The organism is Streptomyces sp. NPDC051822, from assembly GCF_044452745.1.
Lineage (GTDB): Bacteria > Actinomycetota > Actinomycetes > Streptomycetales > Streptomycetaceae > Streptomyces.
This window is the reverse complement of sequence record NZ_JBITBZ010000008.1, coordinates 83,041-103,990: the sequence shown is the minus strand read 5'-3', so window position 1 is coordinate 103,990 and position 20,950 is coordinate 83,041. Positions and strand designations below refer to the sequence as shown.

At 71.7% G+C, this 20,950-nt stretch carries 19 protein-coding genes and 1 tRNA gene; 8 read left to right on the top strand and 12 right to left on the bottom strand.

Annotation, left to right across the window (positions count from 1 at the left end):
* Positions 1–8: 8 nt before the first annotated feature.
* The 3 genes from ACIA8N_RS23795 to ACIA8N_RS23785 are packed head-to-tail and all read right to left on the bottom strand — an operon-like array spanning position 9 to position 1,807.
* Positions 9–362: a hypothetical protein gene (locus tag ACIA8N_RS23795; RefSeq protein ID WP_365783045.1), complete on the bottom strand. Its 354-nt coding sequence runs from the start codon at positions 360–362 to the stop codon at positions 9–11.
* A 10-nt stretch (positions 363–372) separates the two neighbouring features.
* Positions 373–852 carry a GNAT family N-acetyltransferase gene (locus tag ACIA8N_RS23790; protein ID WP_365783047.1) on the bottom strand — a complete coding sequence of 160 codons (480 nt, stop codon included), beginning with the start codon at positions 850–852 and terminating at the stop codon, positions 373–375.
* A 46-nt stretch (positions 853–898) separates the two neighbouring features.
* The gene (locus ACIA8N_RS23785; protein WP_365783049.1) at positions 899–1,807 is read right to left on the bottom strand and encodes an aminoglycoside phosphotransferase family protein; all 909 of its coding nucleotides are present in this window, start codon (positions 1,805–1,807) and stop codon (positions 899–901) included.
* A gap of 108 nt (positions 1,808–1,915) precedes the next feature.
* Between ACIA8N_RS23785 and ACIA8N_RS23780 the strand changes: the two genes are divergently transcribed.
* Complete coding sequence (locus tag ACIA8N_RS23780) at positions 1,916–3,304, top strand: FAD-binding oxidoreductase (RefSeq protein WP_365783051.1); 1,389 nt, start codon at positions 1,916–1,918, stop codon at positions 3,302–3,304.
* 118 nt (positions 3,305–3,422) lie between these two features.
* On the opposite strand, the gene ACIA8N_RS23775 is transcribed toward ACIA8N_RS23780, so the two are convergent.
* Positions 3,423–5,477, bottom strand: coding sequence for a restriction endonuclease (locus ACIA8N_RS23775; RefSeq protein WP_365783053.1), 2,055 nt, complete (start codon positions 5,475–5,477; stop codon positions 3,423–3,425).
* 311 nt (positions 5,478–5,788) lie between these two features.
* On the opposite strand from ACIA8N_RS23775, the gene ACIA8N_RS23770 reads away from it, so the two are divergent.
* From ACIA8N_RS23770 to ACIA8N_RS23760, 3 genes are all read left to right on the top strand, one after another.
* A complete protein-coding gene (locus ACIA8N_RS23770; RefSeq protein ID WP_365783055.1) occupies positions 5,789–6,148 on the top strand; it encodes a metalloregulator ArsR/SmtB family transcription factor in 360 nt (119 codons plus the stop codon).
* A 100-nt stretch (positions 6,149–6,248) separates the two neighbouring features.
* Positions 6,249–7,607, top strand: a complete 1,359-nt coding sequence (locus ACIA8N_RS23765; RefSeq protein WP_365783057.1) for an MFS transporter — start codon at positions 6,249–6,251, stop codon at positions 7,605–7,607.
* Positions 7,608–7,808: 201 nt separating this feature from the next.
* The gene (locus ACIA8N_RS23760) at positions 7,809–8,384 is read left to right on the top strand and encodes an SMI1/KNR4 family protein (protein ID WP_365783059.1); all 576 of its coding nucleotides are present in this window, start codon (positions 7,809–7,811) and stop codon (positions 8,382–8,384) included.
* 180 nt (positions 8,385–8,564) lie between these two features.
* On the opposite strand, the gene ACIA8N_RS23755 is transcribed toward ACIA8N_RS23760, so the two are convergent.
* Both ACIA8N_RS23755 and ACIA8N_RS23750 read right to left on the bottom strand, forming a co-directional pair.
* Positions 8,565–9,890 (bottom strand): hypothetical protein, encoded by a 1,326-nt coding sequence (locus tag ACIA8N_RS23755; protein WP_399416777.1) that lies wholly within the window; start codon positions 9,888–9,890, stop codon positions 8,565–8,567.
* A gap of 296 nt (positions 9,891–10,186) precedes the next feature.
* Positions 10,187–10,260: transfer RNA gene (locus tag ACIA8N_RS23750), tRNA-Thr, on the bottom strand.
* Between the two features lie 182 nt (positions 10,261–10,442).
* On the opposite strand from ACIA8N_RS23750, the gene ACIA8N_RS23745 reads away from it, so the two are divergent.
* From ACIA8N_RS23745 to ACIA8N_RS23735, 3 genes are all read left to right on the top strand, one after another.
* The gene (locus ACIA8N_RS23745; RefSeq protein WP_365783061.1) at positions 10,443–11,540 is read left to right on the top strand and encodes a sn-glycerol-3-phosphate ABC transporter ATP-binding protein UgpC; all 1,098 of its coding nucleotides are present in this window, start codon (positions 10,443–10,445) and stop codon (positions 11,538–11,540) included.
* A gap of 231 nt (positions 11,541–11,771) precedes the next feature.
* Positions 11,772–12,182 (top strand): hypothetical protein, encoded by a 411-nt coding sequence (locus ACIA8N_RS23740; protein ID WP_365783063.1) that lies wholly within the window; start codon positions 11,772–11,774, stop codon positions 12,180–12,182.
* 53 nt (positions 12,183–12,235) lie between these two features.
* Positions 12,236–12,952 carry a nucleotidyltransferase family protein gene (locus ACIA8N_RS23735; protein WP_365783065.1) on the top strand — a complete coding sequence of 239 codons (717 nt, stop codon included), beginning with the start codon at positions 12,236–12,238 and terminating at the stop codon, positions 12,950–12,952.
* Positions 12,953–13,030: 78 nt separating this feature from the next.
* On the opposite strand, the gene ACIA8N_RS23730 is transcribed toward ACIA8N_RS23735, so the two are convergent.
* The 6 genes from ACIA8N_RS23730 to ACIA8N_RS23705 all read right to left on the bottom strand — a co-directional run bounded on the left by ACIA8N_RS23730 (position 13,031) and on the right by ACIA8N_RS23705 (position 19,337).
* The gene (locus ACIA8N_RS23730; RefSeq protein WP_365783067.1) at positions 13,031–14,638 is read right to left on the bottom strand and encodes a DoxX family protein; all 1,608 of its coding nucleotides are present in this window, start codon (positions 14,636–14,638) and stop codon (positions 13,031–13,033) included.
* A gap of 109 nt (positions 14,639–14,747) precedes the next feature.
* Positions 14,748–15,713, bottom strand: coding sequence for a 23S rRNA (guanosine(2251)-2'-O)-methyltransferase RlmB (rlmB, locus tag ACIA8N_RS23725; RefSeq protein WP_365783069.1), 966 nt, complete (start codon positions 15,711–15,713; stop codon positions 14,748–14,750).
* An 80-nt stretch (positions 15,714–15,793) separates the two neighbouring features.
* On the bottom strand, positions 15,794–17,194 hold the full coding sequence (gene cysS / locus ACIA8N_RS23720) for a cysteine--tRNA ligase (RefSeq protein ID WP_365783071.1): 1,401 nt from the start codon (positions 17,192–17,194) through the stop codon (positions 15,794–15,796).
* 65 nt (positions 17,195–17,259) lie between these two features.
* Positions 17,260–17,784 carry a 2-C-methyl-D-erythritol 2,4-cyclodiphosphate synthase gene (gene ispF / locus ACIA8N_RS23715; RefSeq protein ID WP_365783073.1) on the bottom strand — a complete coding sequence of 175 codons (525 nt, stop codon included), beginning with the start codon at positions 17,782–17,784 and terminating at the stop codon, positions 17,260–17,262.
* Positions 17,774–18,523: a 2-C-methyl-D-erythritol 4-phosphate cytidylyltransferase gene (gene ispD, locus ACIA8N_RS23710; RefSeq protein ID WP_365783074.1), complete on the bottom strand. Its 750-nt coding sequence runs from the start codon at positions 18,521–18,523 to the stop codon at positions 17,774–17,776. Before ispD ends, ispF begins: the two co-directional genes overlap by 11 nt.
* 331 nt (positions 18,524–18,854) lie before the next feature.
* Positions 18,855–19,337: a CarD family transcriptional regulator gene (locus tag ACIA8N_RS23705; RefSeq protein ID WP_003953493.1), complete on the bottom strand. Its 483-nt coding sequence runs from the start codon at positions 19,335–19,337 to the stop codon at positions 18,855–18,857.
* Between the two features lie 604 nt (positions 19,338–19,941).
* On the opposite strand from ACIA8N_RS23705, the gene ACIA8N_RS23700 reads away from it, so the two are divergent.
* On the top strand, positions 19,942–20,562 hold the full coding sequence (locus ACIA8N_RS23700) for a DUF461 domain-containing protein (RefSeq protein ID WP_365783075.1): 621 nt from the start codon (positions 19,942–19,944) through the stop codon (positions 20,560–20,562).
* Positions 20,563–20,950 lie beyond the last annotated feature (388 nt).

Below are 20,950 nucleotides of genomic sequence, written 5' to 3'. Positions count from 1 at the left end.
GGACGGGATCAGACCCCGACCACGTCCCAGGAGTGCGCCTTGAACTCCTTCAGGAAGTCGGGGTGGTCCTCCCACATCCGGGCGACGGAACGCAGCACGTCCCAGTTCTGCTCCAGCGCCTGGTCCACGACCTGGCGCAGCTCCGGCGCCGACCCCCGCTTCTCCACGAGGCCGTTGACGGCCGCCGCGGCCTGCACGGTGTAGCGCGTGGCACGCAGGGCCCGGGAGGTGTCGTCCATCCCGAACCCGTGGTCACTCCCGTTCGCCGGGTCGAAGAGCGGGGTCAGCCGCGCCTCGATGAAGGCCGTGATCCGCTGGAACCGCTGCTCGATGTCCGTACCCATGTCATTCGTGTCATCCATGGGCTCTTTCCTACACCCCGCCCCCGCCCAGCTCCGCCAGCGCCCCGTCCGTCAGGCGGTAGACCGTCCACTCGTCCTGCGGGCGGGCGCCGAGGGACTCGTAGAACGCGATCGACGGCTCGTTCCAGTTCAGTACGGACCACTCCAGGCGCTCGTACCCGCGCTCCACGCAGATCCGGGCCAGCTCGCGGAGCAGCGCCTTGCCATGGCCGCCGCCCCGGGCCTCCGGGCGGACGTAGAGGTCCTCCAGGTAGATGCCGTGGACCCCGCGCCAGGTGGAGAAGTTGAGGAACCAGAGCGCGAAGCCGACGGCCTCGCCGTTCTCGTCCGTCGCGAGGTGCGCGTAGGCGGCGGGCCGGTCGCCGAAGAGGGCCTCGTGGAGCTGCTCGGGGGTCGTACGGACCTCGTCGAGGGCCTTCTCGTACTCCGCTAGGTCGCGGATCAGGGCGTGGATGACGGGAACGTCGGCGGGCGTGGCTGTACGGATCATGCGGGCAGCCTGCCAAGGACAGGGCCCTCCTGGCGAACGGAATCCCTCACGAGGACCGCCTGAAGCCCCCGGCCCTCCCGTCCAGCAGGATCCGCGCCACGGCCATCTGTTCCTCGTCGAGGCCCGGTTCGCCCTCCGCCAGTTCCCACAGGCCGTTCTGCAGGACCCGGCCAAGCGTCCACGCCACCGCGCGCCCCCGGTCGCCGACGACCTCGGTGAGCAGGTCGAACCTCCACAGGACGTCGTCGGGGTCGAAGCGGTCCATGAGCAGCGGCAGCAGTTCGAAGCCCGGGTCGCCCGCGAGGGGCTTCGGGTCGATGGCCAGCCACGGTTCGCGCCCGCCCGCGAGGACGTTCCCCAGGTGCAGGTCCCAGTGCAGCAGCCGGTCCCCGGGTTCGCCCGCCACCTCCCGTACGGCCGCCACGCAGTCCCGGAGCACCGCCGCGTCCTCCGCTCCGAGGCGTACGAGCGCGTCCGGCACCCTGGCGAGCATTCCGGCCGCGATGTCACCGAGCGTCCGCAGTCCCGCCGGCGCGGGGACGGCCACGAGGCGCGCGAGGAGCCCGGCGGCGACGCTCACGGCCGCGCGGGTGTCGGCGAGTGCCGTCAACGGCCTTGCCTCGTCGAGGCGTTCCAGGAGCATCGTCCCCGTACCGGCATCGTGGTCGAGGAGCCGTACGGCCCCGGCCCCGTCCCAGGCGCGCAGGGCGACGGGTTCGCCTTCGGTCTCGTGGTCGGGAAGCTGCATCTTCAGCGCGGCCGGCGCGCCGTCCGCGGCCCGTTCGACGGGCAGCACGAGGGACGCGACCCCGTGGAGGGAGGGGCCGGTGACCCGCAGCCCCCACCGGCCGAGGAACTCCCCTGCGAGCCCCGGAAGCCGGGCGACGAACGCCCGCCCGGCCTCCCCGTTGTACTTCACCTGCGAACGGACCAGTTCCTCCGGTACCTGAATCACCCCACGACCCTAGACAGCGGCCTCCCGGAGGAGCACCTGCGGCGGCCGTATCCAGGGGACCGAGGCCCCGGGTAACGTCCCGCCCACGCACCCGGAAGAGGGATACACATGAGTACGGTCAACGGCGGCATCTCGTTCTGGTACGCGCAGGACGGCACCCCCGCTCCCCGCGAACCGCTCCCCGGCGACAGCAGCGCCGACGTCTGCATCGTCGGCGGCGGCTACACAGGCCTGTGGACCGCCTACTACCTCAAGAAGGCCGTCCCGTTCCTCAACATCACCGTCCTCGAGGCCAAGTTCTGCGGGTACGGAGCCTCCGGGCGCAACGGCGGCTGGCTCTACAACGGCATCGCCGGACGCGACCGCTACGCGAAGCTGCACGGCCACGAGGCCGCCGTCCGCCTCCAGCAGGCCATGAACGCCACGGTCGGCGAGGTCGTCGACGTCTGCGAGCAGGAGAAGATCGACGCCGACGTCCACCGGGGCGGAGTCCTGGAAGTCGCGCTCTCCCCCGCCCAGCTGGCCCGCCTGAAGGCCTTCCACGCCGCCGAGATCGCGTTCGGCGAGACCGATCGGGAGATGTACGGGGCCCGCGAGACCGCCGACCGCATCCGCGTCACCGGCGCCGTCGGCTCCTCCTGGACCCCGCACGGGGCCCGCCTCCACCCCGTGAAGCTGGTCAAGGGCCTCGCCGCCGCGGTGGAGGCGCTCGGCGTCACGATCCACGAGTCGACCCCGGTCACCGAGATCAAGCCGAAGCACGCGGTCACCCCGTACGGCACCGTCCGTGCCCCGTACGTGCTGCGCTGCACCGAGGGCTTCACCGCCTCCCTCACCGGCCAGCGCCGCACCTGGCTCCCGATGAACTCCTCGATGATCGCCACCGAGCCGCTTGACGACGCCCAGTGGGAGTCCATCGGCTGGGACGGCCGCGAGACCCTCGGCGACATGGCCCACGCCTACATGTACGCGCAGCGCACCGCCGACGGCCGGATCGCGCTGGGCGGCCGGGGAGTCCCGTACCGCTTCGGCTCGAAGACGGACAACGACGGCCGCACCCAGCCGCAGACGATCGAGGCCCTCCGCGACATCCTCACCCGCTTCTTCCCCCAGCTGGCGGGGGTACGGGTGGACCACGCCTGGTCCGGCGTCCTCGGCGTCCCGCGCGACTGGTGCGCCACGGTCACCCTGGACCGCTCGACCGGCCTGGGCTGGGCGGGCGGCTACGTCGGCTCGGGCGTCGCCACGGCCAACCTCGCGGCCCGCACCCTGCGCGACCTCATTCAGCAGGACTCGGGCCAGTCGGGCCCCACCGACCTCACCGCCCTCCCGTGGGTCAACCACAAGGTGCGCAAGTGGGAACCGGAACCGCTGCGCTGGCTCGGCGTCCAGACCATGTACGCGGCCTTCCGCGGCGCGGACCACCGCGAGTCGACGGGCCACGCGGCGACGACGGACCGGGTGGCGGTCCTGGCGAACCGGCTCAGCGGCCGCTGACGAGGACCGGGGGGCGGGGGCAGGCGGGCGGGGGCAGGCGGGCGGGGGCAGGCGGGGCGGGCGTGCGGGCGGGCGTGCGGGCGGGCGTGGGCACGACAGCGACCACGCCCGCCGACGCTCACTCCACCTGGATGCCGAAGTCCCCGACCAGCTCCTCAAGGCCGCCCCGGTAGCCCTTCCCGCCGAGGACGAAGTCCCAGTCGCCCCCGGCGCGCCGCCGGAACGACCCGAGGACGAGCGCCGTCTCCCCCGGCCGCCCGTCCGAGACGACGAGCCGGTCGAGCTCGCCGCCGGCGTCGTCCCGCAGCCGGATCGCGGCGTCCGTGAACCCGCTCAGGTCCGCGTCCGGATTCACCTCGGGGTCGACCGCGGCCACGAGCACGAGGCGGTCGGCCCGCGACGGAAGCGCGTCGAAGCCGACCCGCACCGCTGCCCGGTCGCCGGGCGCGGCGGCCGCCATCGCCACCGATCCGTCGGGGGTCGCCGGGTTGTTGAAGAAGACGAACCACTCGTCGCCGAGGACCCGGCTGCCCGCGCAGACCAGGGCGCACACGTCGAGCGCGGCCGCGCCGGACCACACCATGCCAAGGAGATTGAAGTCGGCGTCGGCCTCGACGGGGGTGTCCACGAGCGTGTCCACGGCGGTGGTCCGCGACGTCCCCGGCCCCAAGCGCCCCCGGAGCCCGTGCTGATGGAGCAGGTCGACCAGCTCGGTCCCCGAGATGAGGGTCAGGGGCTTGCCGTTGGCGAAGGTGTAGGAGCCGGGCCCGAAGCCGGACGTGGTGACGAGGACGCCCTTGTTGGCGCCGGCGCCCTGCACGGTGCCGAAGAGGTCCCGTACGGCGGAGGGCGGCACGGTGTTCCGGTACCGCTTCACCTGGACGAGGATGGAGCCGCCGCTGATCGGGTCCGGATCGAGGGCCTCGACGTCGACACCGCCGTCGTTGGACCGGCGCGTGGTCACGGCCTGGAGCCCCCGGGCCCGGAAGAGCTCGGCCACGAGCCCCTCGAACGCGATCGGGTCCATGGCGAGCAGGTCGGGTTCCTCACCGTCGCCCTGCACGACGACGTCCGGGCCGACCTGGTCGGGAGTCGCCATCGGCGCCACGGCCACCCGCTCGTCGGGCTTGGCGGAGAGCCGCCCGGCGAGGGCCCCGGTGAGACAGTCCACGGCGGCGACGCGTTCCAGATTGAGGCGGTCGAAGTCCCGGCGCTCCACCACGGCGGAGGCGACGCACGTCCTTCCGGCGAGTCCGGTGGCCGGGTCGACCCCACCGACGTACCCGTTGAGGGTCACACGGTCGAGGAGGCCGAACCGGTCGGCGGCGAACAGCTCCCGCACGGCGAGGAGCACGCTCTGGGCGAGGACGTCCCGGTACAGCGCCCGCCGCTGCGTCACGGGCCGCGGGACTTCCTTCTCCTGGTCGGTACTGGGCAGGTACTTGACGCCCTTGGCCGCGGGCACGACGTCGTACGCGGGAAGGCCCCAGTCGAGGACGAGCGTGCGCCGGACCCGGTCGTAGGCGGCGGACACCTCGCGGGGGAACCCCTCGGGCCAGGCCGTGGAGGCGAAGAGGACGGCGGAGAAGAAGTCGACGACGGTCTCGGGCTCGGCGTCCCGCAGGGCGTCGGCGGTCCCGGCGACGCCGGCGTTGTGCGCCCGGATCTCCGCGAGGCGGCCCGCCGCCCACTCGTCGTACGCCCGCCGGTAAGCGGTCAGTTGCTCGACCCGCCGGGCCTCGGCGGCCTGCGCCGCGTACCAGTCACGCTCGAACCGGGCCCGGCCGCCGTGCTCCTGGTAGTACCGCTGATCGGGCATGGGCACCGGCTCGCCCAGCGGCCCCGGCGCGAACGGCTCGATCCGCTCGGCCCGCCGCAGCGCCTCCACACCGAACGCCGGCGCCTGGCACCCCGCCGCGAGCAGCCCCTCCAGCACGGCGACCCGCTCGTCGAGCTCCCGCGTCTTCCGCAGCGCGTCCGCGTCCCGATGCTGCCGGTACGCGGCCCGCTGCTCCCGCTGCATCCGCGAGACGTCCCGCTCGTACGCCCGCTGCGCCCGCTCGGCATCCCGCTGCTGCCGCAGCACCGCCTGCTGCTGCCCCTCCCGCTGCCGCTGCGCCACCCGCTGCTGCTCGGCCCACACTCCGATCAGCCCCCCGGAACGCCGACTCATCAGCCCCACCCCTCCCGCAGAACACCCCACGCCACCGGTACACCCCGTAACGCACAAGTGTCCCGGACCGACGGGGCCCGGAACACAAGAACGCCGGACCGTCCTGACCGTCCTGACCGTGGAGCAAAGTCAGTACTCGGCGCACCTGGGTGCCGTGAGGTCCACCCAGATCCAAGGCTTCCGGTGCCACGCGCGCACTTCCCCCACGACGAGGTCGACGGTCGCCCCCACGAGGGGCGGTTCCTGGGCACGCCGCCGCACTCCGGGTTCGCCGCCTCGGCGTATCACGTCTCGCCGCCTACCCTTTCCTCATGGCTTCAGGCGACACACCCCCAGCTGCGACCGGTACGCATCAGCGCACCCCCGGCCCTCGCGAGCTCGTGTCGGCGGCGGGTGTCTTCGCTCTGCTCGCCGATGCCACGCGGCTGCATCTGGTGTGGCTGCTCGCGCGCGGGGAGTCGGACGTGAGCGCCCTCGCCGAGGCGGTCGGCGCGGCGCGGCCCGCGGTCAGTCAGCATCTGGCCAAGCTCCGGCTCGGGGGTCTCGTCGAGTCGCGCAAGGAGGGGCGACGGGTGGTCTACTCGCTGCCGGACGGGCACCTGAAGCGCCTGGTCGTCGAGGCGATCAGTCACGCCGATCACCAGGTGAGCGGCGAGCCCTGGCACGACTGAACCGGGCCGGTCGGGCAGACCCCGCAAATCAACAGGTGCGCACCTATGCACGCATCGGCTACCGTGGAAACGCCTCTGTAGCCGACCGAGGGCGTGCCCCATGCTGTCCGTGCTGCGCAACCGTACGTACCGGCACCTCTTCACCGCGCAGGTCGTCGCCCTCGTCGGCACCGGCCTCGCGACCGTCGCGCTGAGCCTGCTCGCGTACGACATCGCCGGCGGGAACGCCTCCGCCGTCCTCGGCACGGCGCTGGCCATCAAGATGGTCGCGTACGTCGGGACAGCACCGCTGATCAGCGCGTTCGCCGACCGAATACCCCGGCGGGCGCTGCTCGTCACCATGGACCTCACCCGGTCAGGCGTCGCGCTCGCGCTGCCGTTCGTCACCCAGGTGTGGCAGGTCTACGTGCTGATCTTCCTGCTCCAGGCCGCGTCCGCCGTCTTCACCCCCACCTTCCAGGCGACTCTTCCCGAGGTCCTGCCCGACGAGGACGAGTACACCCACGCGCTGTCGCTCTCCCGCCTCGCCTACGACCTGGAGAGCCTCTTCAGCCCCGTACTCGCCGCCGCGCTGCTCGCCCTCGTCTCGTACAACTGGCTCTTCGCCGGCACCGCAGCCGGCTTCCTCGCCTCCGGCGCCCTGGTCGTCTCCGTCCTCCTGCCGAAGCCGCGGCCGGTCGATCGCACGGGAGGCACGTACGCGAAGGCCGCCTTCGGAACCCGGCTCTTCCTGGCCACTCCCCGGCTCCGCGCCCTGCTCGCCCTCGACCTCGTGGCCGCCGCCGTCGGCGCCATGGTCCTGGTCAACACGGTCGTCCTGGTCCGGGACACCTTCGGCCGCTCGGCCGGCGACGTCTCCCTGGCCCTCGCCGCCTACGGCGCGGGCTCCATGGTCGTCGCCCTCCTGCTGCCCCGGATCGTCGGGCGCGTCGGCGACCGGGCCCTGATGCTGCCCTCCGCGTTCCTCATGACCGCCACGCTCGGCCTCCTCACGGCAGGGCTCGGCACGGGCGGGCTGTCCTGGCCGGCGCTGCCGGCCGCATGGCTGGTGATCGGGGCGGCGACGTCGGCGATCCTCACTCCGGGCGGGCGCCTGCTGCGCCGTTCGGCCGCCGCACCGGATCTTCCGGCGGCCTTCGCCGCCCAGTTCTCCCTCACCCATGCCTGCTGGCTGATCACCTACCCGCTCGCGGGCTGGCTCGCCTCGCAGGCCGGGCTCGCCGTCTCGGCTGCCGTGCTGACCGCGCTCGCGCTCGCCGCCGCCGTGACCGCCGTACGCCTGTGGCCGCGCGAGGACCCGGCCGAGCTGGACCACGTGCACCCGGAACTGGCGCCGGATCACCCCCATCTGGCCGGCGCCGGAGGCCGCAGCCACCGCCACGACTTCCACATCGACGCCCTTCACCGCCGGTGGCCGACCGGGGAGCGGGAGCCCACCCAGGAGAAATCCGCCGCCTGACCGGACAGATGCCGGTGGGCTGTGCGCCTCGGTTGCCGTATCCGTAGGACCGCCCCAAACCTCCCATCAACCCAGCTGCCAGGCGCGCGACCGACGGCCGGACTGAAGCACGCTGTGCGTCTGACGGCAACGTGCAGGGAAAACGGTCAGTTTGGCCGCCAGGACGGCTCTTTGTCGTACGCGCCTGACAGGATCCCGACCGTGATAGCGATCGAAGATCTCATTCCCCGCGTGGCGGCGCAGGCCAGGGCCACTTCGACGACGTTGCCTCCCGCCGCCACTGCCGCGGAGGTTGCCGAGGCGGAGGCAGCTCTCGGCTTCGCCCTCCCGCCCCTGCTGGCGAGCCTGTACAGGGAGGTGGCCAACGGCGGCTACGGACCCGATTACCAGCTTCTTCCGCTGGTTGGGCCTGGGCGTACGGCGCTGAGCGAGTACCGGTCCGAACGATCCGGCTCGGCCGAGGACGAGACACCGTACTGGCCGGCGGGCGTGCTGCCGATCCTCGACTGGGGCTGTGCGATGTACGCCGCGGTGGACTGCCACAGCGAGACCGCCACGGTCCTCCTCTTCGACCCGAACGCCATGACGGACGACGGAGCCGCCGCCTGGTTCGTCGACGCCGGGAGTCTGGCCGAGTGGCTCGAAACCTGGCTCGCCGGAACAGGGTGGTACCGGGAAGACGCCGACGAGTACGAAGACGTGGCAGAGCCGACCCCGTGGGAGATGGCCGCCTCCCGCATCGCGGAACAAGTAGACCGACCGCGGGATGACCGCTGAGCTCGCTCGATGGAGCGGCCCCTCACGCGACGGCGCCCAAGGCCCGACCGCCCCTGACCGCAGCCGTCGATACCACCCGTAGACGTCGAAGACCCCCGGCCAAGAGAGGTCGGGGGTCTTCGCCTTGTTCTGCCTGGCCCCCTGTCGGGTTCGAACCGACGACCCTTTACGAGAGGAAGCTCAGAAGATCAGGTCGTAGGTGTTCCAGCCGCCGCCGACGAGGGAGCGGGAGGAGCCGGGGACGAGGCCGGACAGGGGCTTGCTCACGCCCTGGTAGAGCCAGAGCTTGCCGGCGCCGTCCCGTGCGACGAGATCGGGGCGATCGTCACGTCCGAGTTCGGCGGTGCCCGCGATCGCCGTGTACGTGTTCCACCCGCCGCCGACCCGCTGGCGCTGCTGGAAGGGCGGGGAGGGATAGAGGCCGTAGCGGTTGTACTTCCACAGCACGCCGTCCTTGTCACGGCCCAGGGCCCCGTCGCGGGCGCCCGACATGGTCAGGGCGGTGTAAGTGTTCCAGCCGCCGCCCACCCGCTGCCGCGGTCCGTACAGCGTGTTGTACTCCGCCTTGTAGCGCCACAGCACGCCGTCCCTGTCCCGGGCGACCAGACTGCCGTCACCGACGCCGACGAGGGCCGTGTAGGTGTTCCAGCCGCCGCCGACCCGCTGCCGCGGCGCGAAGGGCGCGGAGGGCTTGCCGGTGCCCTGGTAGTACCAGAGGACCCCCGCCTTGTCGCGGGCGACGAGGTCGCCCCGGCCGTCCGCCGTGGCGGTCGTGAGCGGGGCGACGGCGGTGTAGGCGTTCCAGCCGCCGCCGACCCGCTTGCGCGTCGCGAACGGCCGGGAGACGTCGCCCGTGCCCTCGTACCGCCACAGCACGCCGTCCTTGTCCCGCGCGTGGACGGCGCCGCGCTTCCCCGGCGGAGGCGTCCCGGGGACGAAGTCGAGCCCGATCGTGCCCCGGGCCACCTCCGCTCCCATGCTGTCCCTCAGCGTGACCAGGGCGTCCGTGCGGCCCAGGACGATCGCGGTCCGGTCGGCGTCCAGGGTGACGGTGTAGGTGAGGGTCTCGGCGGCCGGCGCCGCGGGAAGGTCGAGGGAGGGCCGAGCGGGCGGATCATTCAGGACGGGCGGGTTGAAGGGCATGTCCCACGCGCACTCCCCGTACGAGACGCCGTTGACCGCGCAGACGGAGCGGATCACGTCCTGGCTCACCGGCGAACTGCCCGGCTCGTCCTCGGTCAGCCATGTGCCCAGTTGGAAGGAGGCGGTCACCGGCCCCTGGACGCCCGCCGGCAGTGTGGCCGTGAACCGCAGCGTCACCGGCCCTTCCTCGCCCGCAGGAACGGCCAGCCGGCCGCCCTCCTGGACGACCGTCCCGACCTCGGCGGCGGTCCCGGCGGAGGTTGCCGCCGGGGACGCGGCGAAGGCCGCCGATCCCCCGAACGTCACCGGCGCCAGCGCGGCGATCACCGCCGCCGCCACCACTGCCGAACGCATACGTGTCACGAAGTCCTCCTCGGCCCCCGGATGCGGGAGCACTTGGTGCTGACGGAAGCGCCGACCCGCTTCCCATGCACCCGTTCGACCCCGTGACGCCGCAAAAGGTTGCAGGAGCCCTTCAACAGGATTTCGAAGTGCGCACCACCTTCGACACGAGGACGGACTCCGACGCCTGGCCGGCCACCTGTTCCAGGGTCCGGGGGCAGCCTCCTCCGACGGAGCAACCACGTAGGTGGCACGGCCGTGATCACGCGAAAGGGCCGGCGCCGGGGAAACATCCCCTGCGCCGGCCCTTTGCCGTGAGCCCCCTGTCGGGTTCGAACCGACGACCCCCGCTTTACAAGAGCGGTGCTCTGGCCAGCTGAGCTAAGGAGGCAGCGAGTGCAGTGTATCCAACGGCGTGCGGGGACCGGTCGGAAATCTCGTTGCCGTTCGACTGCTGACAGATCCCCGTTCGGCAGGTAGCGTCGCCTGGAGTTCATCTCGGTGGACTAGACCTCAATCCTTCCTTTACTCGGATCGTCCGGCACGTTCCTGCCGGTGAAGGGACACATCACCATGGCTTCCGTCACTTTCGACAAGGCGACCCGGGTGTACCCCGGTGCCACCAAGCCCTCCGTCGACCAGCTCGACATCGAGATCGAGGACGGCGAGTTCCTCGTCCTCGTCGGCCCCTCGGGCTGTGGCAAGTCGACCTCCCTGCGCATGCTCGCGGGTCTCGAGGACGTCAACGCCGGCTCCATCCGCATCGGCGACCGCGACGTCACGCACCTGCCGCCGAAGGACCGGGACATCGCGATGGTGTTCCAGAACTACGCGCTGTACCCGCACATGACCGTCGCGGACAACATGGGCTTCGCGCTCAAGATCGCCGGCGTCAACAAGTCCGAGATCCGCGCCAAGGTCGAAGAGGCCGCGAAGATCCTCGACCTCACCGAGTACCTGGACCGGAAGCCGAAGGCTCTCTCCGGCGGTCAGCGGCAGCGTGTCGCCATGGGTCGCGCCATCGTGCGTGAGCCGCAGGTCTTCCTCATGGACGAGCCGCTGTCGAACCTCGACGCCAAGCTGCGTGTCTCCACCCGTACGCAGATCGCCGGCCTCCAGCGCCGCCTGGGCATCACCACGGTCTACGTCACCCACGACCAGACCGAGGCCCTCACCATGGGCGACCGCGTCGCCGTCCTCAAGGACGGTCTGCTCCAGCAGGTCGACTCGCCGCGCAACATGTACGACCGGCCCGCCAACCTCTTCGTCGCCGGCTTCATCGGCTCCCCGGCCATGAACCTGATCGAGGTCCCGATCGTCGACGGCGGCGTGAAGTTCGGCAACAGCGTCGTCCCGGTCACCCGTGACGCCATCGCCGCCGCGTCCGCCAACGGCGACACCACCGTCACCGTCGGCGTCCGCCCCGAGCACTTCGACATCTCGGGCGCGACGAGCAAGGACGGCCTGGCCGTCACCGTCAACGTCGTCGAGGAGCTCGGCTCCGACGGCTTCGTGTACGGTGCCACCCGCGTCGGCGGCGAGGACAAGGACCTGGTCGTCCGCGTCGGCGGCCGTGACGTCCCCGCCAAGGGCACCACGCTGCACGTCGTGCCGCGCGCCTCCGAGCTCCACGTCTTCTCGACCTCCACGGGCGCGCGCCTCAGCGACTGACCCCCGGTCCCGACGACCTCTCCTCGGCCCCGTGTCCCTCGTGGACGCGGGGCCGTTGGTCCATGTGGCAGCCTCCCGGGTGGTTTACCCGGCGAAACCCCGACATGCCCCGGCATTCGGGGCCCGCCGACACCCCCGCGTCAACACGGGATTCGAAAAGTCGCCTCGAACCATCCCCCGCGAGAGTGACTAAATGTCGCCATATCACTACCGGCCGCTACGCTCGCCTGCGTGACGCACACTGCCCGCCGAATCGGCCGCTCTCTCGCCCTCGTCCTGCCCGTCGTCCTGGTGCTCTCGGGAACGCTCGCGGTGTCCGCCGTACCGTGGGCCGGCAAGGACGCCGGGACCCAGCTCACGGCGTCCTCCTCCGAGGTCTCCCTCCGGGCCAAGTCCCGTGCCCCGCAGGACGTCCTGCGCGACCAGCTCCTCGCCGAGCTCCAGGAGAAGGACCCCGGCACGGCTCTCACCCACCTCCAGCGCGAGGTGGAGAACCGGCCCTCCCTCGCCAAGCACTGCATGTCCATCGCCCGTTCCCTCGGCCGTGCCGCCGTCGAGCAGTACGGCCCCTCCCGCGCCCAGTCCTTCTCCCGACCGGTCTGCGACACCTCGTACGCCACCGGCGTGATGCGCGCGAGCTGAGGCGCCGTCGCGCGTCCGGCCGTCGGGCTTACGGGGCCCCTATCGTTCCCCGTATGCACACCACTCCGACGCAGGCCGTGGTCCTGGCGGGCGGCCAGGGCTCACGGCTCCGCCCGTACACCGACGACCGCCCCAAGCCGATGGTCGAGATCCCGGGCACCGGGACCCCGATCATCGGCCATCAGCTTTCCTGGCTGGCCGCCGAGGGCGTGACCGACGCCGTCGTCTCCTGCGGCCATCTCGCCGAGGTGCTCCAGGAGTGGCTCGAAAGCGCCGACCTCCCCCTCAAGGTGACGACCGTCGTCGAGACCGAGCCGCTGGGCCGCGGCGGCGGCCTGAAGTACGCCGCCGCCCGCCTGCCCGCGCCGGACCAGCCGTGGTACGCCACCAACGGCGACATCTGGACCCGTTTCTCGCTCCGCGAGATGGCCGCCTTCCACGCGGAGCGCGACGCCCTCGCCACGCTGGCCCTCGCCCGTCCCCGGATCCCGTGGGGCGCCGTCGAGACCGACACCTTCGGGCACATCACCGACTTCATCGAGTCGCCGCCGTCGCCGTTCCTGATCAACGCCGGCGTGTACGTCTTCTCCGCGGCCTTCACCGAGCTCCTCCCGGACCTCGGCGACCACGAGCGGACCACCTTCCCCCGGCTCGCCCGCGAGCGGCGCCTCGCGGGCTTCCCGCTCCCCCAGGGGGCTTACTGGCGGGCGATCGACACCGCCAAGGACCTCACCGAGGCCGCCAAGGAACTGGCCCTCCACAGGGGCTGAGAGCCGGCGGGCTCGGAGCAGCGGAAAGGGCGGCACCGCTTACTGCGGTGCCGCCCTTGCTCAGTTCCCTACGGGCCCTCAGCCCAGCAGGCCGCCGATCGGGTTCCTCGCCCCGCCCGACGTCGAGCCGCTCTCCGGGGGCGTGTCCGTCGAACCGCCGGTGGAACCGCCGCTCGACGTGCCGCCCGTGCTGGTCGGGGTGTCGCTGGTGGTCGGCGGGGGCTCCGGCCGCGACTCCGTGGGCCCACTGCTCGTGGCGCCGGTGCTGCTGCCCTGGGTGGCGGTCGGGCGCTGCTCCTGGGTCCGGCTCGCCTCGCGGGTCGTCTCGGTGGGCCGGGTCGCCTCCCGCGTCTCCTCGCGCTCGGCCGGGGCCTCGCTGGTCGCGGACGGCCGGGGCGCGGTGGACGCGGACGTGGAGGGCGCGCGGCTCGTGGTCTCCGTGGAGAGCGGCCGGCCGGGGAGGTGGTTGATCGGGTCGTCGTTGGGGCCGGGCACGGTGACCATCTCGGTGGAGCGGACGGCGCCGCCGAGAACGGAGCCGATGAGGAGGGTGAGGCCGACGACGACGGAGGCGACGAGGGTGCTGCGGCGCATGACGCGGCGGCGGAGCTCCCAGAGGTCGGCGCGGGGACCGAGGGTGCGCCAGGCCTCGCCGGCGAGGCGGCCGTCGAGGGAGTAGACGGGGGCTCCGGCGATGATCAGGGGCGACCAGGCGGCCAGGTAGATGATGTCGGCGGAGTCGTAGACCGGGACGGTCCTCCAGCTGACGGTCAGCAGGAGCGCGGCCGAGAGCAGGGCGCCGACGACGGCCGCGGCGCGCTGCCAGAGGCCGAAGACGGTGAGGACGCCGACGACGACCTGGAGGAAGGCGACGGTGAGTCCGGCGCCGACGGGGTGCTGGAGGGCGAAGTCGCGGAGGGGTTCGGCGAGGGCCCAGGGGTGCAGGGAGTTGAGCCACTTCACCATGGAGCCGCGCTCGCCGCCGTCGAAGTAGACGGGGTCGCAGAGCTTGCCCATGCCCGCGTAGATGGAGATGAAGCCGAGGAATACGCGGAGCGGGAGCAGGACGACGCCGAGGTTCATCCGGCGGCCGGGGTAGTAGGCGTGTCGGACGCTGTCCTGCCCGTGGCGCTGCGGAGCCCGGTCGTGCGCCGCGTCGTCGTCCTCGTACGCTCCCGGGCCGCCGGTCTCGGGGCGGAGCTCGTACAGCTCGTCGTACGCGCCCTCGGCTCGGCGCATCGGCGGCAGCAGGGGTCCGGAAGCGGCGGTCACCACGGGGGTGGGCATGGTGTCGTCGATGCGCGGGATGGCCTGGGTGGCGCCCGCGTCGAGCCCGGAGTCCCCCGGGTGGCCCGGATGCCCCGGGTGGCCCGGATGGCCGATGCCGGGTTCCAGGGTGGAGACCGAGGACTCGCGGACGGCCTGGAGGAGGCCGGTCGCGCCTGGTGAGGACTTTCCGGTCCACACGACGGGACGGCGGCGGGCGCCGCCCGCTCCGGCCGCTGCCCCGGAGAGGGCTGCGGTGCGGGCGCCGGCGCCGAACTTCGGCTGCGGGGCGGGTGCGAGCCGCACACGGAAGCTGGCGTGGTTCACGATCACCTGGGCGGGATCGGAATCCACCTTGACCATGCTCAACGCGGGCTGATCGTCGAACCCCGGCCGGGGCGTTCTGGTGTCCACACTCATCTAACCGAGTGATCTGGGTTTAGGACACTGCCTTGACGGCTCGCAAATGTCCGAGACCCGTCAAGATCACGCCACGGCCGGGGCCGAAAGTACTACAGCGCCGGAAGTACTACAGCGACGTGCCCATCCGGCGGCGGGCCGCCTCGTAGAGCACGACACCGGCGGCGACACCGGCGTTGAGCGACTCGGCGCCGCCCGGCATCGGGATGCGGACGAGGAAGTCACAGGTCTCGCCGACGAGTCGGGAGAGGCCCTTGCCCTCGGAGCCCACGACGATGACGACCGGGCCGGACAGCGCCTCCAGGTCGTGGATGTCGTGGTCGCCGTCGGCGGCGAGGCCGACGACCGCGAGACCGGCCTTCTGGTACGCCTCCAGGCAGCGCGTCAGGTTGGTGGCGCGTGCGACCGGGGTACGGGCGGCGGTGCCGGCCGAGGTCTTCCAGGCACCGGCGGTCATACCGGCGGCGCGGCGCTCGGGGACGACGACGCCGTGGCCGCCGAAGGCCGCGACGGAACGGACGACGGCGCCGAGGTTACGCGGGTCGGTGATGCCGTCGAGGGCGACGATCAGCGGCTCCTCGTGGTGGTCGTAGGCCGACGCGGCGAGGTCCTCGGGGTGCGCGTACTCGTACGGCGGGACCTGGAGGACGAGACCCTGGTGGTTCAGGTTGTTCGTCATCCGGTCGAGCTCGGGGCGCGGCGCCTCCATGATGTTGATGTTGCCGCGGCCGGTGGCGAGGTTGAGGGCCTCGCGCACGCGCTCGTCGTTGTCGATGAACTGCTGCACGTACAGGGTCGAGGCGGGCACGCCGTCGCGCAGGGCCTCGAAGACCGGGTTGCGGCCGACGACCATCTCGGACGTGCCCTTGCCGCCGCGGCGCGCGACGGGCTTGCGCTTGGCCGCCTGCCGGTTCATCGCGTTGGTCACGCGGAACGCCTTGTGGCCCTTGCGGTTCTCGGCCTTGGGTGTCGGGCCCTTGCCTTCGAGGCCCTTGCGCCGCTGGCCACCGCTGCCGACCGTCGCACCCTTCTTGTTGGACGTGCGACGGTTCCTGCGCTGGCTGTTCCCGGCCATGACTACCTGTTTCCTCTATTGCCTGCGTACATAAGTCTGTAATTGAAGTGTGCCGCCCGGAGTCCCGAGCGGCACGTCTTCTAACGGTTGCCCAGCGTCCAGCGGGGGCCGTCGGGGCTGTCCTCGATGGCGAGACCGGACTGGTTGAGCTGGTCGCGGATCGCGTCCGCGGTCGCCCAGTCCTTGCGCTCGCGGGCCGATTCGCGCTGCTGGAGCACGAGCCGTACGAGGGTGTCGACGGCGCCGTGGAGCTCTTCGCCGCCACCGGTCTCCTCGGCCCAGTGCGGGTCGAGCGGGTCCAGGCCGAGGACGCCGAGCATGGCACGGACCTCGGCGAGGCGGGCGATGGCCTCGTCCTTGTCGTCCGCGGCGAGGGCGCTGTTGCCCTGGCGGACGGTGGTGTGGATGATCGCGAGCGCGTGCGGCACGCCCAGGTCGTCGTCCATCGCCTCGGCGAAGGCCGGCGGCACCTCGTCGGCGGGGGCGACGGTCGTCCCGGCCTTCTCGGTGGCGCGCTGGACGAAGCCCTCGATACGGGCGAACGCCGACTCGGCCTCGCGCAGGGCCTCCTCGCTGTACTCGATCATCGAGCGGTAGTGAGGGGTGCCCAGGTAGTAGCGCAGGACGATGGGACGCCAGCTCTTCACCATCTCGGACACGAGCACGCTGTTGCCGAGCGACTTCGACATCTTCTCGCCGCTCATGGTGACCCAGGCGTTGTGCACCCAGTACCGCGCGAACTCGTCGCCGAAGGCCTTGGCCTGGACGATCTCGTTCTCGTGGTGCGGGAAGATCAGGTCGAGGCCGCCGCCGTGGATGTCGAAGGCGGAGCCGAGGTACTTGTGGGCCATGGCCGAGCACTCCAGGTGCCAGCCGGGACGGCCGCGGCCCCACGGGGTCTCCCAGTCGGGCTCGCCCGGCTTGGTCGCCTTCCACATCGCGAAGTCACGCGGGTCGCGCTTGCCGGTGATGCCGTCCTCTGCGGGCTGCCGCAGGTCGTCGATGTCCTGGTTGGACAGCTCCAGGTATCCCGGGAAGGAGCGCACGTCGAAGTAGACGCTGCCGTCGGCCTCGTACGCGTGACCGCGCTCGATGAGGCCGCGCATCATCTCGATCATCTCGGGGACGTGCCCGGTGGCGCGGGGCTCGTAGGTGGGCGGCAGGCAACCGAGCGCGTCGTAACCGGCGTTGAACGCGCGCTCGTTCTCGTAGCCGATGGACCACCAGGGGCGGCCCTGGTCCGCGCCCTTGGCGATGATCTTGTCGTCGATGTCGGTGACGTTCCGGATGAACGTGACGTCGTAGCCGCGGTACGCGAACCAGCGGCGCATGATGTCGAAGTTCAGCCCCGAACGGATGTGCCCGATGTGCGGGGCCGCCTGGACGGTGGCGCCACAGAGGTAGATCGAGACGCAGCCCGGCGTGAGCGGGGTGAAGTCAAGGATCTGCCGGGCGCTGGTGTCGTACAGGCGAATAGTCACCACTCCAGGGTAGTGGGCGTGTGGTAGTGCCCCGCGACCTCTCGCGGTATCGCGGGGCACGTTTTTCACGGCCTCTGGGGCGATACGGGGTAGACGAGGGCGGTCGCGAGGGCGGCGAGGCCCTCGGCGCGTCCCGTCAGGCCCAGTCCGTCGGTGGTCGTGCCGGAGACGGAGACGGGTGCTCCGGCCGCCGCGCTCAGCGCCTTCTGGGCCTCGTCGCGCCGCTTGCCGACCTTGGGTCGGACGCCGACGACCTGGACCGCGATGTTGCCGATCTCGTACCCCTCGGCGCGGACGATCCGGGCGGCCTCCGCGAGGAGGGTGACGCCGGAGGCGCCGGACCACTCGGGGCGTGAGGTGCCGAAGTGGGCGCCGAGGTCGCCGATGCCGGCAGCGGAGAACAGCGCGTCGCAGGCGGCGTGGGCGGCGACGTCGCCGTCGGAGTGCCCCGCGAGGCCGTACCCGCCGCTGTCGGAGTCCTCCCAGAGGAGGCCGGCGCACCAGAGTTCGCGGCCCTTCTCGAAGGCGTGGACGTCGGTGCCGATGCCGGTACGGGGGATCAGGGGCTGGTCCATCGGCTCAGAAGCCATCGTTGGCCCTCCTGCGGGCGAGTACGGCCTCGGCGAGGACGAGGTCGAGGGGGCGGGTCACCTTGAAGGCCTCTTCGTGGCCGGGGACGACGACGACGGGCGCGCCGAGCCGCTCGACCATGCCGGCGTCGTCGGTGGCGCCCTCACCGGTGAGGGCGATGGTCGCGTGGGCGTTGACCAGCGTGTCGTGGTCGAAGCCCTGGGGGGTCTGGACGGCCCGGAGCCGGGCGCGGACCGGCGTGGCGACGACCTGTTCGGGGTCGCCCGGCTTCTCGGCCGGCTCGACCTCCTTGACGGTGTCCGCGACGGGCAGCGCGGGGACGACGGCGACGGCCCCGTCCCGTACGGCCTCGATGACCGCGTCCACGGTGTCGACGGGGACGAGCGGGCGGGCCGCGTCGTGGACGAGGACGGTGGTGACGCCCTCGGGGAGCGCTTCGAGGCCGAGGCGCACGGACTCCTGGCGGGTGTCCCCGCCGGGGACGACGAGGTAGTCGGTCCGTTCGGGGAGGGCGTGGGCGTCGAGGAGGTTCTTGACCTCGGCGGCGCCGTTGGCAGGGGCGACCACGACCACGAGCGAGACCGCGCGGGAGGCGGCCATCGCGCGGACGGCGTGGATGAGGATGGGGGTGCCGCTCAGCGCGCGCAGCGCCTTGGGGGCGCCCGGCCCGAGGCGTACGCCCCGTCCTGCGGCCGGGATCACCACGGCGGTACGGCTGGGACGCGCTTCGTCTGACATCGGTTGCACTCCGGCAGGTTTGTTTCCGCGGCCGACATGGGTAGGGCCTCACCGTGCCGGACGCTCCGCCTTGGCCGGGCCCTTTCCGTGACGACGGTCGAGGCGTTGCCGCCCGAGCACAGGGGTTCGGACGTAACAGGGGGTGCGGGTACTTTCTCGTCAGTGGACACACGTGACGCATGACGGTGTGCGTGCCACCGCGCGTACGCTCCGCATACGTACGCGAACATGCCGCAGCGCCCGGCGACGGCACTGTGTGGATCACAGCACGCCAACGGGCACCGCGGCATCGCTTCACTTGGTAACGCGCTCGGATGTCGTCAGAGCACGCTCAGGACGCGAGGACCTCGTCGAGGAGAGCCTCGGCCTTGTCCTCGTTCGTGTTCTCCGCGAGGGCCAGCTCGCTGACCAGGATCTGCCGAGCCTTGGCGAGCATGCGCTTCTCGCCCGCGGAGAGACCCCGCTCGCGCTCGCGCCGCCAGAGGTCGCGGACTACTTCGGCGACCTTGATGACATCGCCGGAGGCGAGCTTCTCGAGATTTGCCTTGTAGCGACGGGACCAGTTCGTAGGCTCTTCGGCGTACGGCGCGCGAAGCACCTCGAAGACCCGGTCCAGCCCGTCCTGACCGACTACGTCGCGAACACCGACGAACTCCGCATTGTCCGCCGGCACACGAACCGTCAGGTCGCCCTGGGCGACCTTGAGCACCAAGTAGGTCTTGTCCACGCCTTTGATCTGGCGAGTTTCGATGGCCTCGATCAGCGCGGCCCCGTGATGGGGATAGACCACGGTGTCGCCAACCTTGAACGTCATGTGACAGGTACCCCTTCCGTGGCTATCCAGGGTAACACGGATAGAGCTTCTTCTGAATGGCGTTTTCGCAGGTCAGGGCATATCTCGGGGCTTGACAACAGCATCACGAACGTGCTGCGGAGGGCTTCCGGAAGGCGGTATTCGCAGGTCGGAGCGGCTACGTGGACGCAGAGAAACCCGCACGTTACACCTACCCGAGGGCCCGCCACGGAGGGGCGATGCCCCGTTTTGTCGGGTTCGGAGCCGCCTTCTTCGCCTACTCCGTTCGAGGATCGTCCACCCGTACGGATGCATCACGCGGTGATTCCGCAATTGATCAGCCGACCCGGCTCCGTGATTTTCCGGAGGCCCGGCTCGCCGGAATGCGAGGCGACCCTCGAATTGATCAAGGCGGTTATGTGAACAACAGGTCAATGAGTCGTGATCCGGCCACGACTGCCGGTGACGGGTGCGCGACGGAGACGGTGGGAGCCGGTTAGGGGCGGGTCGGGTGCGGGACGGAGAGTAGGGCTCGGTAACCTAAGCGCGCTGACGCACCCTTAGCTGGTCCTTAGCTCACAACCTGTCCTTAGCCTGTCCGTACGTCCTAGGAGATGCCGCCGCCGTGAGCCGCAGCCTTCGACGCGGCGCCCTCGCCGCCACCGCCATCGTGTTCTCCATCGCCGCGCTGTCCGCCTGCGGGGCGGGCAACGACGCGCAGACGCTCGGCGTCCGGCCGGACAACGCCGCCGTCACCGTGGACGACGTCAAGATCCAGAACGCGCTCGTCATCACCCAGCCCGAGGCCGCCTCCAAGGGCCCGGCCGCCGTCTCCGCCACCCTCTTCAACAACGGGGACCAGCCGCAGACCCTCGACTCCATCAGCCTGCCGGGCAGCAACGCGACCGTGAAGCTGAAGGCGGCCGAGGGCACCGGCCCGATCACCGTCCCGGCCAACGGCTCGGTCGTGATCGGCGGCGCGGGCAACGCCTCCGCCCTCATCGAGAACGGCTCCGAGGCCGCGCGCGTCGGCGACGCCCAGAAGGTCACGTTCAAGCTGAGCGAGACCGGCGACGTGAGCCTGAGCGCCTTCGTCGTCCCGGCGACGAGCTACTTCAAGGACTTCGGCCCCGAGGTCGTCCCGGCTCCCCCGGGCAGCTCCCCCACCGCCTCGGCGTCGCCGACGGGCGAGGCGGAGCACGGCGCGGAGCACGGCGGCGAGGAGAGCCCCGCGGCCGGCCACTGATCGTGTACGCCTGAAGGGGCGCCCCCGGCCCGGGGGCGCCCCTTCACGTACGTCCAAGGCGGTTTACGGCTCGAACCGGGCTACGGCTCGAACCGGGCTCCCGTCCGGTCTACGGCTAGAACTTGTAGCCCAGGCCCCGGACCGTCACCAGGTAGCGCGGGGCGCCCGGGTCGGGTTCGAGCCCCCTCCCCGTGCGACCCTCGCGACGCTCGGCCCCGGAGGGCCTCCCGGGCTTCGGGGCGCTGTGCCGGACGCCGTCCGGCCTGCGGGGCTCCCGTCCGTTCTACGGCTCGAACTTGTAGCCCAGGCCCCGGACCGTCACCAGGTAGCGCGGGGCGCCCGGGTCGGGTTCGAGCCCCCTCCCCGTGCGACCCTCGCGACGCTCGGC